The organism is Paracoccus sp. NSM (genome assembly GCF_052379855.1).
Classification (GTDB): domain Bacteria; phylum Pseudomonadota; class Alphaproteobacteria; order Rhodobacterales; family Rhodobacteraceae; genus Paracoccus.
The window spans coordinates 96,781-112,623 of the sequence record NZ_JBQTCG010000004.1 but is presented as its reverse complement, the minus strand read 5'-3'; the positions used below and the strand labels follow the sequence as shown (position 1 = coordinate 112,623).

At 69.2% G+C, this 15,843-nt stretch carries 5 protein-coding genes; 2 read left to right on the top strand and 3 right to left on the bottom strand.

Annotated elements, in window-relative coordinates:
- The first annotated feature begins 24 nt into the window (after nucleotides 1–24).
- Complete coding sequence (locus ACTZWU_RS08740) at nucleotides 25–1,932, top strand: TonB-dependent receptor domain-containing protein (protein ID WP_444736970.1); 1,908 nt, start codon at nucleotides 25–27, stop codon at nucleotides 1,930–1,932.
- A gap of 221 nt (nucleotides 1,933–2,153) precedes the next feature.
- Here the strand turns inward: ACTZWU_RS08740 and ACTZWU_RS08735 are convergent, their stop codons facing one another.
- Nucleotides 2,154–3,179 carry a carbon-nitrogen hydrolase family protein gene (locus ACTZWU_RS08735; protein ID WP_444736969.1) on the bottom strand — a complete coding sequence of 342 codons (1,026 nt, stop codon included), beginning with the start codon at nucleotides 3,177–3,179 and terminating at the stop codon, nucleotides 2,154–2,156.
- A gap of 145 nt (nucleotides 3,180–3,324) precedes the next feature.
- On the opposite strand from ACTZWU_RS08735, the gene ACTZWU_RS08730 reads away from it, so the two are divergent.
- Nucleotides 3,325–3,972, top strand: a complete 648-nt coding sequence (locus ACTZWU_RS08730) for a helix-turn-helix domain-containing protein (RefSeq protein ID WP_444736968.1) — start codon at nucleotides 3,325–3,327, stop codon at nucleotides 3,970–3,972.
- A gap of 343 nt (nucleotides 3,973–4,315) precedes the next feature.
- Here the strand turns inward: ACTZWU_RS08730 and ACTZWU_RS08725 are convergent, their stop codons facing one another.
- Both ACTZWU_RS08725 and ACTZWU_RS08720 read right to left on the bottom strand, forming a co-directional pair.
- The gene (locus ACTZWU_RS08725; RefSeq protein ID WP_444736967.1) at nucleotides 4,316–7,663 is read right to left on the bottom strand and encodes a hypothetical protein; all 3,348 of its coding nucleotides are present in this window, start codon (nucleotides 7,661–7,663) and stop codon (nucleotides 4,316–4,318) included.
- Between the two features lies 1 nt (nucleotide 7,664).
- Entirely contained in the window at nucleotides 7,665–15,755 is an 8,091-nt protein-coding gene (locus tag ACTZWU_RS08720) for a hypothetical protein (protein ID WP_444736966.1), read from the bottom strand.
- Nucleotides 15,756–15,843 lie beyond the last annotated feature (88 nt).

Genomic DNA, 15,843 nt, shown 5'->3' with positions numbered 1-15,843 from the left:
CCTGTATCCGGAAATCATCGACCCATGACCGTTTCTATGCCCCTGCGCGTCCTTCTGAGCCTGTCCGTTTTTGCCGTTCCCGCCGCCGCGCAAGAGACGCAGCCCTTCCTGCTTGATCCCATCGTGCTGTCCGCCAGCGGCAGCGAACAGGCTCTGGCGACGGCTCCGGCCAGCGTGACGGTGATCGACGGCGCCGACCTGCGCCGGGGTCCGACCGGCGATCTGACGCAGATGCTGCGCGATGCCGCCGGGGTCAGCACCAGCGGCACGGCCGACGGGCAGAACATCTCGATCCGCGGGCTGCCGGGTGAATACACGCTGATCCTTGTCGATGGAAAACGCCAGAATACCCGGGAATCGCGCACGAACGGTTCAGGCGGGATCGAGCAGTTCTACATTCCCCCCGCCCAGATGATCGACCGTATCGAGATCGTGCGCGGCCCGATGTCGGCGCTTTACGGTTCGGATGCAATGGGCGGTGTGGTCAACATCATCACCCGCCCCGGCGTGACCGAGGCTCAGGGCGGGGTGCGCGTCGAGGGAACCATCCCCCAGCACAGCGCGGATGCGGCGGACCGCCAGATCTCGTTCCATGCGGGCACGCCTTTACCGGGTGACTGGTCGGCGCAGCTTTGGGGCCGTCGATTCGAGCGCGACGGATCGGGGCGCGCGAACGGTCCCGGCACGCGCGACGTGAACGACCTGCGCGCGCGTCTGACATGGGCGCCCGACCCGACCGAGGGTCTGACCGCCGAGGCCGGACGCACACGCATCACGGACCCCGACACGGTGACCCGTGTGAACCGTCGCGACAGCCTGTCGCTGCGCTATCGGCGCGACATCGGGGATTGGGCGACACAAACCACTCTGACCTGGGAACAGGGGTCGCGGCAGACCGACGGATCCAGCCGCCGCCCCGAGATCGGGAACAGCACGCTGGACTTCAAGGCCGATCGCAGCTTCGTGGCGATGGGCAGCCATGACGTGACCCTGGGGGGACAATTGTCCCGCGCCCGGCTGAGCGACCAGAACCCGGGCCTTGCCACCGAAGAGCAGTTCGACTTTGCCAACCGGCAGGCGGCGCTCTTTGCCGAGGATGTATGGCAGGTCAGCCCCGATCTTTCGCTGACGGGCGCCTTGCGCTGGACCGATGACCAGCGCTTTGGGGGCAAGCTGACGCCGCGCCTCTACGCGGTCTATCAGCTGCGGCCCGACCTTTTCCTGACCGGCGGCGTGGCGACCGGCTATCGCACACCCGAACTGCGCCAAACGGCCGAGGATTACTATTTCCTGACCAACCAGCGGCGCGCCGTGATCGTCGGGACCCCCGATCTGAACCCCGAGGAGAGCACCAGTATCGAACTGGGCCTGCGCCACGATGGCCCGGCACTGCGCTTCAGCGCCACGGCCTTTTACACGGATTTCCGCAATCGAATCGACAGTCGGGACACGGGCGAGACGATCGCGCTGGACGGAACGCGGTTCCAGCGCTACGAGTATTACAACATCGGAAAGGCCCGGATCCGCGGCCTCGAACTGACCGGGCACGGCGAAGTGGGCGATGCGGTGACGCTCAGCGCCAATTATACCTTTACCGATTCCGAGCAGAAGAATGGCCAGAATGCGGGACTGCCGTTGACGCGCACTCCGCGCCACAAAGCGCTGCTGCGTGCGGATTGGCAGGCCCGCGACAACCTCGGGCTCTGGGGCAGCATCGCCTATCATGGCGAAGAGACGGTGGCGGGCCGCAGCGGAACCCAGACCTGGAAAGGCTATGTGCTGGCCGATCTGGGCGTCGAATACCGGATTGGCGACCGGGTCACGCTGGACGGCCAGATCCGGAACCTGTTCGACAAGCAGATAGACAGCGCGGATTTCAACACCGTCATCAACGGTCGGTCCCTGTTTCTGGCAATCAGTGCCAGCTTTTGACGAAAGCGGCCTGACGCGCCGGTGAACCGATCATCCCCGGCCTGGGGGTTTCCTGCCGCGGTCCTTCCTCCGGGATCGCCCCGGCCGGATGCTTCGGTCCATGATCGGCGCGTTGCACCCGCATCATGCCGGTGCAACGTAATTCCTGTGGGCCCATCTCGCTGGCATGTCCCGACCGGCGGGGCAACAGTCCCGAGTACGGCACCGCGCCCCCGCCTTCATCAGACGGTCTTCACGTCCGGCTCGTCCTCAGGCGCCTCGTCCGCGAGATTGCGCGCCGGGCTGTCGGCATGAAGAACCAGCATGGCCTCGCGCGGGGTCTTGTCCAGAACCAGTCGCGTCACATCAGAACGCGAATAATGCCCTGACGGATCTGCCGGGCCCTTCGCAAGAGAGATCATGCCAAGGTCGATATCAGCATAGACCAGCCCCTCCTCATCCGGAGCAAGCACGTTGCTGATCATCTGTCCGTCCGGTGCATAGATCTGCGCATACCCGCCCCCGACGGTCAGCAGCGCCTTCTTGGTGTCCGTATCGCACAGGATTTCTGACATCTCTGGCGACACGAGCGCGGTTGGCGCGATCACGAAGCAGCCGCCTTCCACCGCATAGGCGCGGCTTGCGCCGGTGTTGACCTCGGGTCCCAGTTGATAAGCCCCGCCCGGGAAGATCGAGAAGCTGGGCCAGGCTGCGATATGCACCTGCTCGTTCTGCGCGAACATCGCATATTTGCTCAGCGGTTGAAGATGCTCCCAGCAGCACAGGGCGCCGATCTTGCCAAGCTCGCTGTCATAGACCGACAAGTCGCGGCCGTCGCCCTCACCAAAGACCGTGCGTTCCACATGGGTGGGCTTCAGCTTGCGGCGCTTGGCGATCGTCCGGCCATCCGGCCCGATGATCCACTGCCCCATGTAAAGGCTGCCGCCGTCGCGCTCTGAATGGCTCATGGCGACCATGATCTTGCTGTCGCGTGCGGCCTTTGCCAGACGTTCGGCCTGCGGCGAGCCATATTCCAGCGCGTTCTCGAAATAGCGCTGCACGAACTGCATCTGCCAGGCCACGCTGTCCAGCCAGATATACCAGGGGTAGCCCGGAATGAAGGTTTCGGGGAACGCGACAAGGTCGGCTCCGTTGCCGGCGGCTTCCTCAATCAGGCCGATGGCCTTGTCGATCGTTGCATCCAGGTCGAGAAAAATCGGCGCGGCCTGAACGGCGGCGGCGCGGAACCTTGGTTTTTGCTTGGTCACAGGGGTCTCCATGTTGGTTTTTGGTGGCTCTTGATTTCATGGAAATACCCCCGGCCTTTGGGTCAGGCTTGTCTGGGCGGTGCGGAAAACTTGACTGGGAATTGCAGGCCCGAGGCTTTTTCTGGACGCGGTGCAAAGAGCCGGTATGTTTTTCCATGCAGCCACTCTGGACCACAGCCTCTGTTCCTCGGAACGCCAGATTGTCTTACTGGGTCGAAGCTGTGTGCCGCACCTATACCGCACTGGACTGCGAGGAACGGAACCGGCTGGCCCCATTCCATGGCCGGATCGATGCGGGAATGGTGGGCGAGATCGGCGTGACACAGGTGTGCGCCTCAGCGCAAAAGGTTCGCCGCACATGTCGCAACATCGCCCGCCACGAAGAAGACAAGCTGTTGTTCAGCATCCAGAAACGCGGCTGTTGCACCGTCGTGCAGGATGGGCGCGTGGCAGTCCTGACGCCCGGCGCGCCACGATCAAGGCCTACGCCCTGCAGCATTTGCGCGACCCCGGGCTTTGCGTCGGGATGATCGCGGCTGCGCAACGGATCGACCCCAGTACCATCCACCGCGCTTTCGACGGGGAGGACGAAACCCTGAGCCGATGGATCTGGACGCAGCGGTTGGAGAATGCCCAGCTTGACATAAGTGACCCGGCAAAGTCGCGCCTCACGTTGACGGAAATTGCATTCTCTTGGGGCTTCAACGACATGGCGCATTTCAGTCGTGCGTTCAAAGCCCGCTTTGGCCAATCGCCCCGCGCACTGCGACAGAGGGCGCGTGTTAAGCCCTAATGCCAGATCGACCAGCTCCAGCGAACCAGCCTGGATCGCAAAGAGGCGGAAAAGCCCAATGCGGTCGTCGCTCAAGGCCTCGATCGCATGGCCAAGGTCGGTCCTTGCGGAGTCTGAAACACGCCTACAACCTGAAATAAATGGGTCTGGAGCCAAACCAACGGCAGCCGTATCACCATCGAGAACTGGTGCAACACTACCCCCGCATGCCAACCCGACATCAGCGGTGTCTTGGCTCCACCTTGCCTGGCTGAGGCGGTGCTTCGAAGCGTTATTCATCGGCCGCTTCGGGCCGCGCGTTCGATCTGGTCATCGTCGGGCAGGGCGGGACGAGGCCCGCAGGTCAGCGCGCCTCGATCTCCAGCGGCGCGAGGGGGCGGCCAAGCGGATCGGTCAGGCGGACCAGAAACAGCGTTCCTGCCGCCGTCACACCACCCGCGACCGGATCGGCGATCCGCAGATCGGCCTGCCTGACCTCGCCCTGCGCGAAGGCCTGCCACTCCTCTCCGGGATCGGCGCGGAAGGCCTCGAACCGCCAGGCGCCCTGCGGCGTCGGCGCAAGCCCGAAAGGATGGGCGACGACCAGCACCAGATCGCGGAAACCGCCGGGGACGGGTTGTGCCTCGATCCGGTCGAGGCGCGCGGGGCCGGGCGCCTCGGGCGGGATCGCGGACAGGCCCGCAGGGTCTGAAGGCGCGCTCCATAGTCCGGGCAGCGACGATCCGCTTTCGGGCGCGCCCTGCACCAATGCGAACCAGCGATAGGGCGCATAGGGCGTCAGTTCCGCGTTGGGCGCGATCAGCGCGCGGCCGATATCACGGAAGGTCTGCACCTGCTGCCCCCCCGAGCCGACGGGCAGCGCCCATTCCGCGACGACCGGCGCCGACATCGGATCGGCAGGCCCGCCGCGCGTGCGGTGCAGGCGCACCCGCAAGGGGGGCGTGACGCCGGGTTCCAACGTGATCGAGACCTCGGCCACCAGCGCGGCGCCCTGATCCTGCGGCCCCGCCGCCACCATGCGGACCGAGACCGAGGGGCGCGGCGGCGGGTCGGAATTCGGCACGGCGTAGAACACCATGTCCAGCCCCGACAGGGCGGGCCGCGCGCCGCTGCCGGGGGCCTCGGTGGCGATGCGATAGGCGTTCAGAACCCGGCTGGACCCGGACACCGCGTGACGGAAACGCCGTTGGCCGGGGGCGATCTGTTCGACGGCATCGGGCAGACGCTCGAACAGGTCGTCGGGAAAATCAGACTGGATCGCCCGCAGCATCCCCGCGCGCTGCGCGCGGTCGGTCACGGCAGCGATCCGGTCGGCCTCGGCCCTGCGACCGGCGCGGCGCAGCCAGGACAGCATCCGCACCTCGTCGCTGTAATAGACCGCATGATGCGGCGGGTCGCTGACAGGCACGTTCCAGCCACGTTCGACCCAGGCAAGCCCCGTCGCATCGGGGCGGCCACTATACAGAAGCGGCTCCGCAATCGGCATCTGCTCGGGTGGGCGCGGATCGGCCATTGGCAGGCGCAGCGGCCTCGACAGGACCGAGGCGCGCGCGGCGCTGTCATGCCAGGTCGCGGTCACGATCATGCGCCGCATCTGCGCCTGCGCCAGAACGGGCGCTTGCAGGCTGGCCGGGATCACCCGGCGCGGCGGATGGGTCGGGCTGCCCTGATCGACCGCGATCGCCGCCGACACCGGAATATCCATGGACGGCAAGGGAACCGCGCCCCCGCCCTGGGCCGGTTCATGCTGGAAATGCAGCCGCAGAAAGGACAGCCGCAGCGAGCCCGGCGCAAGGGCATCATCGTCGGGCAGGGGGACATGCAGATGCACCATGCCGCCGGTCGTCGCGGCCAGCGCGGGATCGGGCGGCAGATAGCTGCCCTGAAGCACGGGTTGCGGCGGCAGGGGGCGGATGCCCGCCGGGGCCAGCACCGCGGCAGGCGCCGACCATCGACCGAACGGGTCCTGCTGGGCGACGTGATAACGGGCGGCGGCCTCGCCAGCCTCGGTGTCGCTCAGCGTGCCGTCGCGTCCGTCGGCATCGGCCAGCGGCATGTCATCCTCCAGCCCGGCCAACCCCAGGGCCATCGGCATGTGCCAGCCGCCAGCGGCTTCGGGGTTGAGGCTGACGGCAGGCGCCGATGGCCCCTGCTGGCGATGCAGCGCCAGCAAGGCGCCCGGCGCCACCCCCGCCAGCGGAAGGTCGATCCGGCGCAGCGCGGCGGGGGCCGGGGCGGGGTGCCACGGGCCTGGCTCGGGCGGCATCAGGCGTGGCGGCGCGGGCGGCAGCGGCGGCGCGCGCCGGTCCACGACCGCGATCGCATCCAGCCTGAAATGCCGGGGCGCGGTATCCAGCCGACCCGTCAGGCTGATCTGCTTCTGTCGCATCAGATCGCCCGCCAGCTTGCGGATGATGACCTCGACCGTGTCGCCGCCCAGATCGCGTTCCCGCACCAAGGGCAGCGCCAATTCGTCCAGCAGCGCCTGATCCGCGCCCAGATCCGCCGGATCGCGGAAAAAGCCGATGACCCGGTAAATGGCCAGCCCGCCAAGGCGGTCGTCGCCTGGCTCGATCGCCTTGTAACCCAGCAGCGCGGCAATTCCGGGGTCCAGCGCCGCCTGCATCACACGCGCCAGATGCCCGACCGAGACATTGCTTTCGTCAGCATTCCCGGCCAGCCGGTTGTTGTCGTCGTCGGTCAGCTCGAAGGTCTCGGCTGCCAGCAGGGGCGGTTCAGGTCCGTCGATCAGCACATCCAGATCGGCCATCAGCGGCGCGCCGATCGTGGTCACACGGTCGATTTCCTCATGGTCGGCAAAGGATGGCGCGGCGTCCGGCGCAAGGGGCGTGTCCAGTTCATGCAGGGGCCGCCGCATCGGTGCCTGCGCGGCCACGGCGTCATAGGCGCGGCCCTTGGCGCCCTTGATCGACAGATAGCGCATGCCGTGTTCGCGGGGCAGGTGCATCATCTCGATGCTGCTCCAGCGCAACTGGTCCAGATCCTGCGCCGCCATCCAGGCGATGTCGGTGATCCGCCCCGGTCCGGTGATCCGCAATTCGGCAATGCCCGGCGCGGCCAGCGTATAGGGCGCCTCGGCGCGGGCGGCCAGCAGCGCAGGATCACCGCCAAAGGCGCTGCCATAGGCGGCGACACGCGGCGAGGGCGCGCGGATCTGCGCCATGGTCGCGGACAGGACAGGCCCCGGCGCCGCAGGGATCACGCCCGCCAATGCGCCCGCCAGCCAGTCGCGGTCCAGCACGGGCGCCGCCGGGCGGGTCAGCGAGGGCATGGGCCGCGGGATCGGTCTAGGCAGGGGCCGCGGCATCGGCACGGGCATCGGGCGCGGCAGCACGGGGGGCGCGACGGGATCGGCGGCGACCATGGCGCAGACACAGCTGGCCCCCGGCCCCTGCGGGATGGTGGCGAACACGGTCTGTCCCTTGTCCAGCACCAGAGGCAGCGACAGCAACCGCCCCGCCCCGTCATGCAGAACGACATCGCGGCGCGGGGCGACGGTGTCGGGCAGCCCGTCGAACCGCGCCCGTTGCAGGATGAAGGGCGCTACCGGCAGGCCAAGCCCCGGATGATGCGTCACCCGCAGATGGTTGCCGCGCGGCAGGTGCGGCTCCTGCGCGGTGGCGGGCAGCCCGGCAAGGTTCAGCAGGTGAAGGGGTGCGATATTGGCCATGTCAGAACCCCTCGGTGTCCAGGATCAGCGGCCTTGCCTGCATGATGCGGCGCCCCGTCAGCAGGCCGCCGGGCGTGACGGTCATGCCGAAGGACAGGACCGCATCCGGCGCAGGGGCGACAGGCGTTGCAGGCACGAACAGGACCCGCGTCCAGTTGAAGCTGGCCCTGACCGGGTCGAACCGCGTCCCACCGATGGCCAGATGGTCGGGCGCGCAGCGGGTCGAGGGCACGGCCTGGCCATCGACCAGCACCGCGGCCTCGCGGCGCAGGGGCTCGGGGCTGTCGATCAGGATGCCCGCGACCTCGGGGGTGGTCCAGCCCTGCCGCCACAGCGCGATCACGCGCGCGCCGTCCTGCGGCAAGGGCAGCGTGTCGGCGCCGAAAGCGGTCAGCGCCTCCAGCAGCGACTGGTCGGACAGGATCAACCCGCCCGAGGGCAGGACGCCATTGATCAGCATGTCCTTGGGGCCGAGGGGCGCGATGCCGCCATCCGCGTCAAACCCCATCGCCGTCATCATCGCCTGCGGCGAGGCATGAGCCGAGGTGACGAAACGCGTCGCCGCGATCTCGACGGGGTCGCTGTCGTCAAGGCGCGGGGCCAGCACGCGCAGGTCATACATGGCGCGCGGTTCCAGCGCGTGGCGCGCACCAAGCGACAGGCCCCCGGTGACCGGCCCGTCGGGCAGGCAGGGCGCCTCGGCCACGGCGCGGTTGATGCGCTGTTCGGCCATGGGCAGGATCGCCTGCGGGGCTGCGGCGCGGATCATCTGGATCAGCGCGGGCCGGGTCGCGGCCAGACGCGCCGCCGCGTCAGGGCTGGGCGGAGGATCGCTGCGGCGCAAGGCGATCGTCAGCTTGCGGCCATGGCGCGCGGCAAGGTTCTCGACATGGCCGGCGGTGAAATGCGCCCAGACCGGGTCATCGGTAAAGACCGTGTCACGGCCATCGGCAGGCTCGGTCCGGGCCAGATAGCGGGCCAGGTCGCGGGCATCGAAGACATGCTCGTTCAGGCCGTCCTGCACGGCGCCCGAGGCCAGGTCGCGGTCGGCGGTGCGGAAACGGAAGCTCTGCCGCCCACCCGTCTGCCACGCCCCCAGGGGCCGGGGCGGCGGCGCGTTCGTTCCCGCCGCGTTCGAGCGCCAGGCCTGCCAGGACCAGTCAACCTCGATCCGATAGGTCTGGCCGGGGTCCAGCAGGATGGGCCGCGCGACGGCAGCGGCAGGCGGCGCCCCGGCAGCCTCGGCCACGCGGTCGCGCAAGCCGGCGCGGGCCTCGGCGTCGCGGGCGCGGGCATCGGCCGCCGCCCCGTCCGAGGCGCAAAGGCTGAGAACCGCCACCCGATGCCCGGCACCGGGGATGATCCCGAAATTGTCGATGCGCGGCAGATACGAGGGCTGTTCATAGGCCACGACGCGGCAGGGCAGGCCGTCGGGGCCGGTCATGCGGCCCAGCACGCGGCCCGGCCATTGATGCGCCCTCTGGCCCTGCTGGGTCTGCACGACGGGCAGGGCCTCGTCCGTGCCGCCCTCGTCATCCTCGATGCACAGGCGCAGCAGGCGCGCCATGCCCTCGGCCTCCAGCAGGACACGGGTCATGCCCGGCCCCTCCAGCCGCAGCCGGACCAGCGACAGGGCCTCGGCCTTGTCCTCGGCCTGCGCCAACGCCTGATCGCGGCTGTCGCGCGCCTCGGCGCGGACATGCGCGCCCGGTCCCAGCACCAGATGCAGCGTGACCGCCCGCGCCGCGCGCGGCAACGAGATCAGAACCCCGCCCTCTGGCAGGGCCAGTTCCGGGCGACCATCGGGGCGGGGCAGGATCCGCTGCGCCTCGGTCAGATCATCGGTCAGTTTCAGCTCGGCCCCGCGCAGCAAAGGCTGCAATGTCAGACCGGGGGCCAGGGTCAGCGCGGATGTCACGCCGGGCCGGTGGCCGGTGAAGTCGTGGCATCGTTCGGCGGTGGGGTCGTCGGAACAGATGCGGTAGATGACGGCCTCGTTCCGGCCGCCGCGCAGGATCAGACGGGCAATGCCTGCGGGGCTGGAAAGGTGCAGATCGACCGGGTCGCCGTAAGGCGCGAAGGCCTCGGCCACAAGGCTGCCATCGGCGGCAAGGCCCTGGACCTTGACCCCCCCGGACCCCGACCGGATACCGATGGTGACCGAGTGCCAAGGAGCCGCGGGCGTGATCTGCAACCCGGCGTCGGGGAACAGCAGCTCGGACAGGCCGTCGCTGCCTGCGCGGGGCGTCGTGCCGCGCAGATCGACCATGTCGGCCAGCCCGATCCGGCTGGCAGGGTCGATGACCGCGAATTCCATGCCCCCCAGAGCCAGCCGCCCGCCCTGCAGCGTGTCGGGCTTGACCCGCCCGAAACCCACGCAGCCGGGCCGATCCTGCGGCAGGTCGTGGCACAGGCGATACAGATGCAGCGCCTTGGCCTCGGTCTCGATCTCAAGCTGCAGGATGGGTGCCGCGGCTTCGGCGCGCAGGGTGATCGCGCCCTTGTCCAGCCCCGGATCGGTCAGGTCGTGGCGCTTGCCATCGGCGTCGATCCAGCTCAGCCGGGTGGGGCGCGCCTCGGCCCGCCAGAGATGCAGCTCGATCCCGGTGGTGGCGACCTCGGGACGGATGGTCAGGCCGGGCGCGGTGATCAGGATGTCGGGCTGCCGATCCGCGCCAAGCACCGCGCCACCCTGCCGGGCATCGACCTGGTCGGTGATCGTGAAGTGCCGCGCGCTGCCCCGCGCCCGCAGCAGGAAATCGGGCAATGGCAGGCTCTGATGGCTGGTATCCAGCGGCAGGCCCGCGAAATCGGCGCAGCGCATCGCCTTGCGCGCAGGCGGCCTCAGGCGGCCATCGCAGACCAGCACCAGCAGCGTGGCGCCCTGCACGGGCCGGTCCAGATCGCCCAGCCAGGGCAGGGCCTGCCGGGTCATGCCGCCATCGCCCGCCCTTGCGGCCTCGGGCAGGCGATAGCCCCGGCGGATCGGCCCTGCACGGCCCGGCACGGGCTGCGGCAGGTCGATGACCGCGCCGTCATGGACCAGCGCGCCCACAGCGGATGCCCGCGCTATCAGCGCGCTGTCATCCAGCCGCCGCCCCGCGACGACATGGCCTACGGCGCCGTTCAGCGCAAAGCGGCTGGGATAGGGGCCGGTGGCCGGCGTCTCGGGCAGCAGGCGGATGCGATAAGGCCCGGCGCGGCGCGCATCCGCGCCCGACAGGCAGGCGACCGGCAGCGCCGCAGGCGCGCGGCACAGATCGTCGATCCCCTGCACCGGATCACCCGGCTGGCCCGCGCCGCCATCGGCCATCGGCACGGCCCAGCCCCAGGGCTGCCAGTCCAGCAGCTTCAGACTGTGGACCTCGGCCCCCGAAGGCTGCACCGCGCCGCCGCTGCCCGGTTGACGCGCGGGTGACGTGACCCAGGCCCGTTCAGGCGCCAGCACGCCCGACACAAGCCTGCCGTCGGGGGTGCCATCCTCTTGGACAAGACGGATGCGGGTCATGCGATAGGCGTATTTCAGGCGGTTCGATCCGAACCAGACCGCGCCCGAAGGCTGGCCCGTGCTGCGGAACTGCCCGCCAGTATCGGCATCCTCGACAAAGTGCCGGAAGTTCACCACCGGGGCGGTATCGGCCCAGACCGTGTGATTGTCGCGCGGATCGGCTCCGCGATTGACCATCCGGCCATCCTGTTCGACCAGATCGAAGATCGGACGGCCCTGCGGCGTGCCTGCCGCTGTCGCCTCGCCCATGATCTGCCCGCGCCGGTCGGTCAGCACGACCGAGGCCACGGGCGGCGGCGGCGGGGCCACGGCCTCGACGGCCTCGTTGCCGATGCGGAAACGCACGCAGCCCTGCACCTTGAAGAACATCAGCCGGACCTTGCCGCAGAACTCGCCCTTCATCCAGACGCGGCCATCCTGCAAGGTCAGCAGGATCTCGCCCCGCGCACCGATGGACACGACGACCAGATCCAGCCGCCCCTGCACGAAGATGCCCGCGCGCACAAAGACCGGATCGGTGCCAAGCCCCGCCAGGATCAGCGCCGAGGCGTTCAGCTTGATCGGTCCCGCCTTCCAGTTCAGCGAGGCCCCGGCGCCGAAGCCGACCGAAAAGCCGTCAAAGCTGAAATCGGACCGCCCGCCCAGCTTGTGCAGCCGGTCCTGTTCGATCATCAGATAGGCGAAGGCCCGCAGGTCCAGCGTGCCGGGCAGCAGCGTCAGCGTCACCGGCTCGCCCGAGCGGCCCTCGTGGCCGTCGCTGCCAAGCCGGACGTAATTGCCCCGGCCGTCATAGGGGAAGCGGGCCGAGAACGGCGCCTGCACCGCAAACAGCCCCGGAATGCCGTAACGCGCCGATACGGCCAGAGACACGGCCTGATCGTCGATCACCACCAGCCCGATGATCGCCGCATCGGGGTTGCCGCCCGCCTCGCGGGCGACGCGATCGGGCACCGACAGCAGCTTGACCTCGACGCCAAAGATCACCTCGGGCGAGGGGAAGGCCACGACCAGCATCCCCTGCGCCGACAGCGCGAACGAGGCGTCGGGCAGCGTGCCGACCACCGCCCCCAGCCCAAGCGCATGCTGGCCGCGTTCGGCGCGATACTTGTCCTCGGGCGGTTTCTGCCACCAGCCGATCTCGCGCTTGACGACATCGGTGCCGGGGGCCACGTCGCGGCGGCCATTGATGACGGTCTGTCCCACAAAGCCGTGCAGCGCGGCGCCTGACGGCCCAAGCGGGATGCCTGCGGGGAACTGGACCTTGGCGAACAGGTTCACGAAGGTATAGGCGGGCGGGCCTGCGACGTTCTGCATGGCGAAGGCCGCCGAGGCCTTCAGCTTCAGCGGGATCACCTCAAGGTCGATGCCCGCCTTGATGACGCCGCCATCCTCGATCCGCAGACGGCCCTCGCCCTTGACGGTGGCGGGGATGTCCAGCTTCGCCACCAGCCCGCGCAGCGAAAAGGCGGGGATCGGGCTGGCGCCGGTGAAGGTGACGCGGATCACGGCCTCGCTGATCTCGACCACGCCGATATTCAGGGCAAAGGCAAAACGCGTCTCGATCCACAGCGATCCGACGCCCATTGCGGTTTCCACCGCCCGCAGCATGTCGCGCAAGGGGCCGTCGATCTGCCAGCGGCCCGGATCCTCGATCTCCATCGCGTCGGTCGGGTATTCCAGCCCGATCCGGTTCCAGAAATCCGAGGCGCGGCTGTCATAGCGCAGCCCGACCTTTTTGTAGCGGATCTTGACCGGGCTGGCGGGGTCGGTCCTGAGACCCATCGCACCGGTATTCACATGCAGGACGGTCGTGTAATCGACCGTCAGCGCGACCTTGTAGCCCTGCCCCGGATCGGCAAGCTGGTCGAATTCGGCCATCGCCTCGACCGATTTGATCAGCGCCCGCGAGTCATCGCCCAAGAGCGGGCCGCCCCCCAGATCGGTGCGGGCAAAGGCGGTGGCCCCGACAAGGGCGGCGACGCGGCCCGCCCCCTCGAAGGCGCCGGTCGTGGCGTCGATATCGGATAGCAGCATCGGGCCAAGCGCCATCGCCGCCACCGCGTGCGGGCTGTCGATGCGGATCAGCGCGTCGGGATCGTTGTCGGACCGGATGCCGATCTGGCTGCGGGTGAAGTCGGTCGCGTCGTCATGCGACCAGCTGCCATAGATCGTGATGACCTCGCTGCCCAGATCGACGGGCTGCCCGCCAAGGTCGGGCAGATCGCCCGAGGCCGGGGTCCAGGCGTATTCGAACTGCGCCTTGGACGGGATCAGGTCGCGCCAGCCCGCGCCCGAGGGCTTGTCCCAGGCCACGACCAGCTTCAGCCGCTTGTCCGTCGCGGGCGTCGAGACCGGCGCAGGCACGGGCGCTGCCGCCAGACCCGGCACCAGCATCCGGCGCAGCGATGGCTGGCGTTCGTCGGCCATGTCCGCGCCACGGATGGCGGCAGGCAGGGGCGTGCCGCCGATGGCATAGAGGTCCACCCGGCGATAGCTTGCGCGCAGCGTCTCGGAGGCGTGGGCGGTGTTGCGCTGGCCGGGCCAGCCGGTGCGATCCTCGCGGGTTTCGATCAGCCGGTCGGCGGCGCGTTCGTCAGCGGCCAGCGGCGGGATGTGGCCGCCGCCGCCGGGGGCCTCCTGTTCGCCCCAATGGGTGATCCGGCTGGCCTCGATCGCTGCCTGCCCGCTGCCCGCGGGCGGATTGTTCAGGATGTCCAGAACGGTTGCGACCCGCGACCGGGCGAGGGTCTTGTTCAGGTCGTCGCTGCCCAGATCGTCGCAGCGCCCGATCGCAAGGAAGGTCGCGCCCGGATAATTCGCGGCCCACGCCCTGATCTGCGTGGCCAGCGCCCCGGACGAGGCCGTGGGCTCGGCGCGCGCCGGGCGCATCTCGCCCCAGCCTGCCGGGATGCCGTTGGCGAACTGGAACAGGACCTGCACATGGCGGTCATGTTCGACCGGCAAGGGGGGCAGGGGTTCGGCCAGCGTGACCTGCGCCAGAACGCCCGCCGGGACATCGACCCCCGAGGGCCGCGCCGCATCCGCCCGCGCCAGTGCGCCCGACTGGCGCATCGCGCCCGAGGCGTGGAAATCGGTCAGGTCGAAACTGTCCTCGACCCCCTGAAGGGCCAGCGGAGCAGCCGGGGCGGCACCGTCGATGACGCCGCTTTCGGTGCCGATCAGCAGGGGCTTGCCCTGCACCCGGTCCAGCCGCAACCGCGCCTGCCGGACCCGGCCTTGCGCGTCAGTCTCACGCAGGATCACGTGGCCGGTGGGGGCGGCATCCGCGATCATCGCAGCGCTCAGCGTCAGGCTGGCGCCAGCGATGGCGGGGGCCTCATCGGACAGGTGCCACGCAAAGGCGCCCGGCTGCGGCGCGGTCGATCCCGCGCGCAGGACCAGCCCCGCAAGCGCCTGATCCGGCCCCGAAACCTGCACCACGCGGTCCACCGCCACCCCGCCCGCCGTCACCCCGATCTGCGGCGCATCCCCCTGCGAGACGAAGCGAAAGCTGATCTCGGGATGGGTCAGGCGCCGCCCCGAGGGCAGCACCTCTTGCGGGACGGCGCGCAGGATCTGGCCGTGCCGCACCTGCCCCGCGCCGTTCGCCCCCTCGCTGGTCGTGCCGTCGGGCCAGCGCCAGATCACCGACCAGCTGCCCTCGGGCGGGCTGGCCGCCTGAATGGCGACGGCCATGCCGACAGGCCGGTCCTGCCCGCCGGTCAGCGCCACCACGCGATCAGCCGTCGCGCCCGTCGGCCCCTGCCCGTCCTGCACGAAGGTAAAGGTCGAGGGCGCCAGCGGGCTGCGGCCCCATTGCACCTCAAGCTCGCCCTGAATGCCGCGCGGCGCCCCCAGCAGCAGGTTGCGCAACCCGGCCGAGAACCCGCCCTGCCCGATGGCATTTGGCGGCGCGAAGAACGTCGCCTCGGCGATGGCCAGCCCCATCCATTCAGGCCCCTGCCCCTGCGCGGTGATGAACGCAGGCGTGACATCCGGCGAGGCGTCAAAGATCAGGTCGGACACGGTCAGCGCGAATTGCGAGCCGCCCAGATAGAAATGCGGCGGTGTGCAGCGCAGGCTGACCACCGGGCCTGTTGCGGCCAGCGGATCGGACGACGAGGCGTGATCGACGAACAGGACCACCACCCCGTCCGAGGCCGAGGCGCGCGCAAGGCGCAGCACCGCCTCGCCGGTGATGACGACCTGCGTATCGGTCAGGCGCCGGACCAGACGGCGCGGCATCGTGCCCTGTTCGGGGATCAGGTCGGCGGCATGCAGATCGTCCAGCGCCAGCGACAGCCGATCCGGCAGCAGGTCCAGATGCCAGCGTCCGCGCGGGTCGTCGAACAGCGCCAGTCGAAAGCCGATCCCCGAGGTGACGCCCGGCAGATGCAGCTTGCCAAAGCCCAGAACCAGCGGGTCGGTCTGCGCGGATTTCAGCGTCCCCGCGTAAAGGACGCCGCCGTCGAACGCCGTTTCGGTGACGCCTTCGGTGGTCAATGGCCGCAGCAGAGACCGGATCAGATCAGGCGCACGCCCGCCGAGAACCTCATCAAGAGCCGTGCCGTCAGGGAAAGGCATATCCGGTCCTTCCATTGTCAAAACAATGGTTTAGCCTATAGGCTATCGGAAAAGAGGCTATACGGAAGTATTTGCCCCCACCGGCTTT

Coding starts and splice junctions, on each gene's coding strand:
- ACTZWU_RS08740 (WP_444736970.1), top strand. CDS start 25: ATGACCGTTTCTATGCCCCTGCGCGTCCTTCTGAGCCTGTCCGTTTTT.
- ACTZWU_RS08730 (WP_444736968.1), top strand. CDS start 3,325: ATGTTTTTCCATGCAGCCACTCTGGACCACAGCCTCTGTTCCTCGGAA.
- ACTZWU_RS08725 (WP_444736967.1), bottom strand. CDS start 7,663: ATGGCCAATATCGCACCCCTTCACCTGCTGAACCTTGCCGGGCTGCCC.
- ACTZWU_RS08720 (WP_444736966.1), bottom strand. CDS start 15,755: ATGCCTTTCCCTGACGGCACGGCTCTTGATGAGGTTCTCGGCGGGCGT.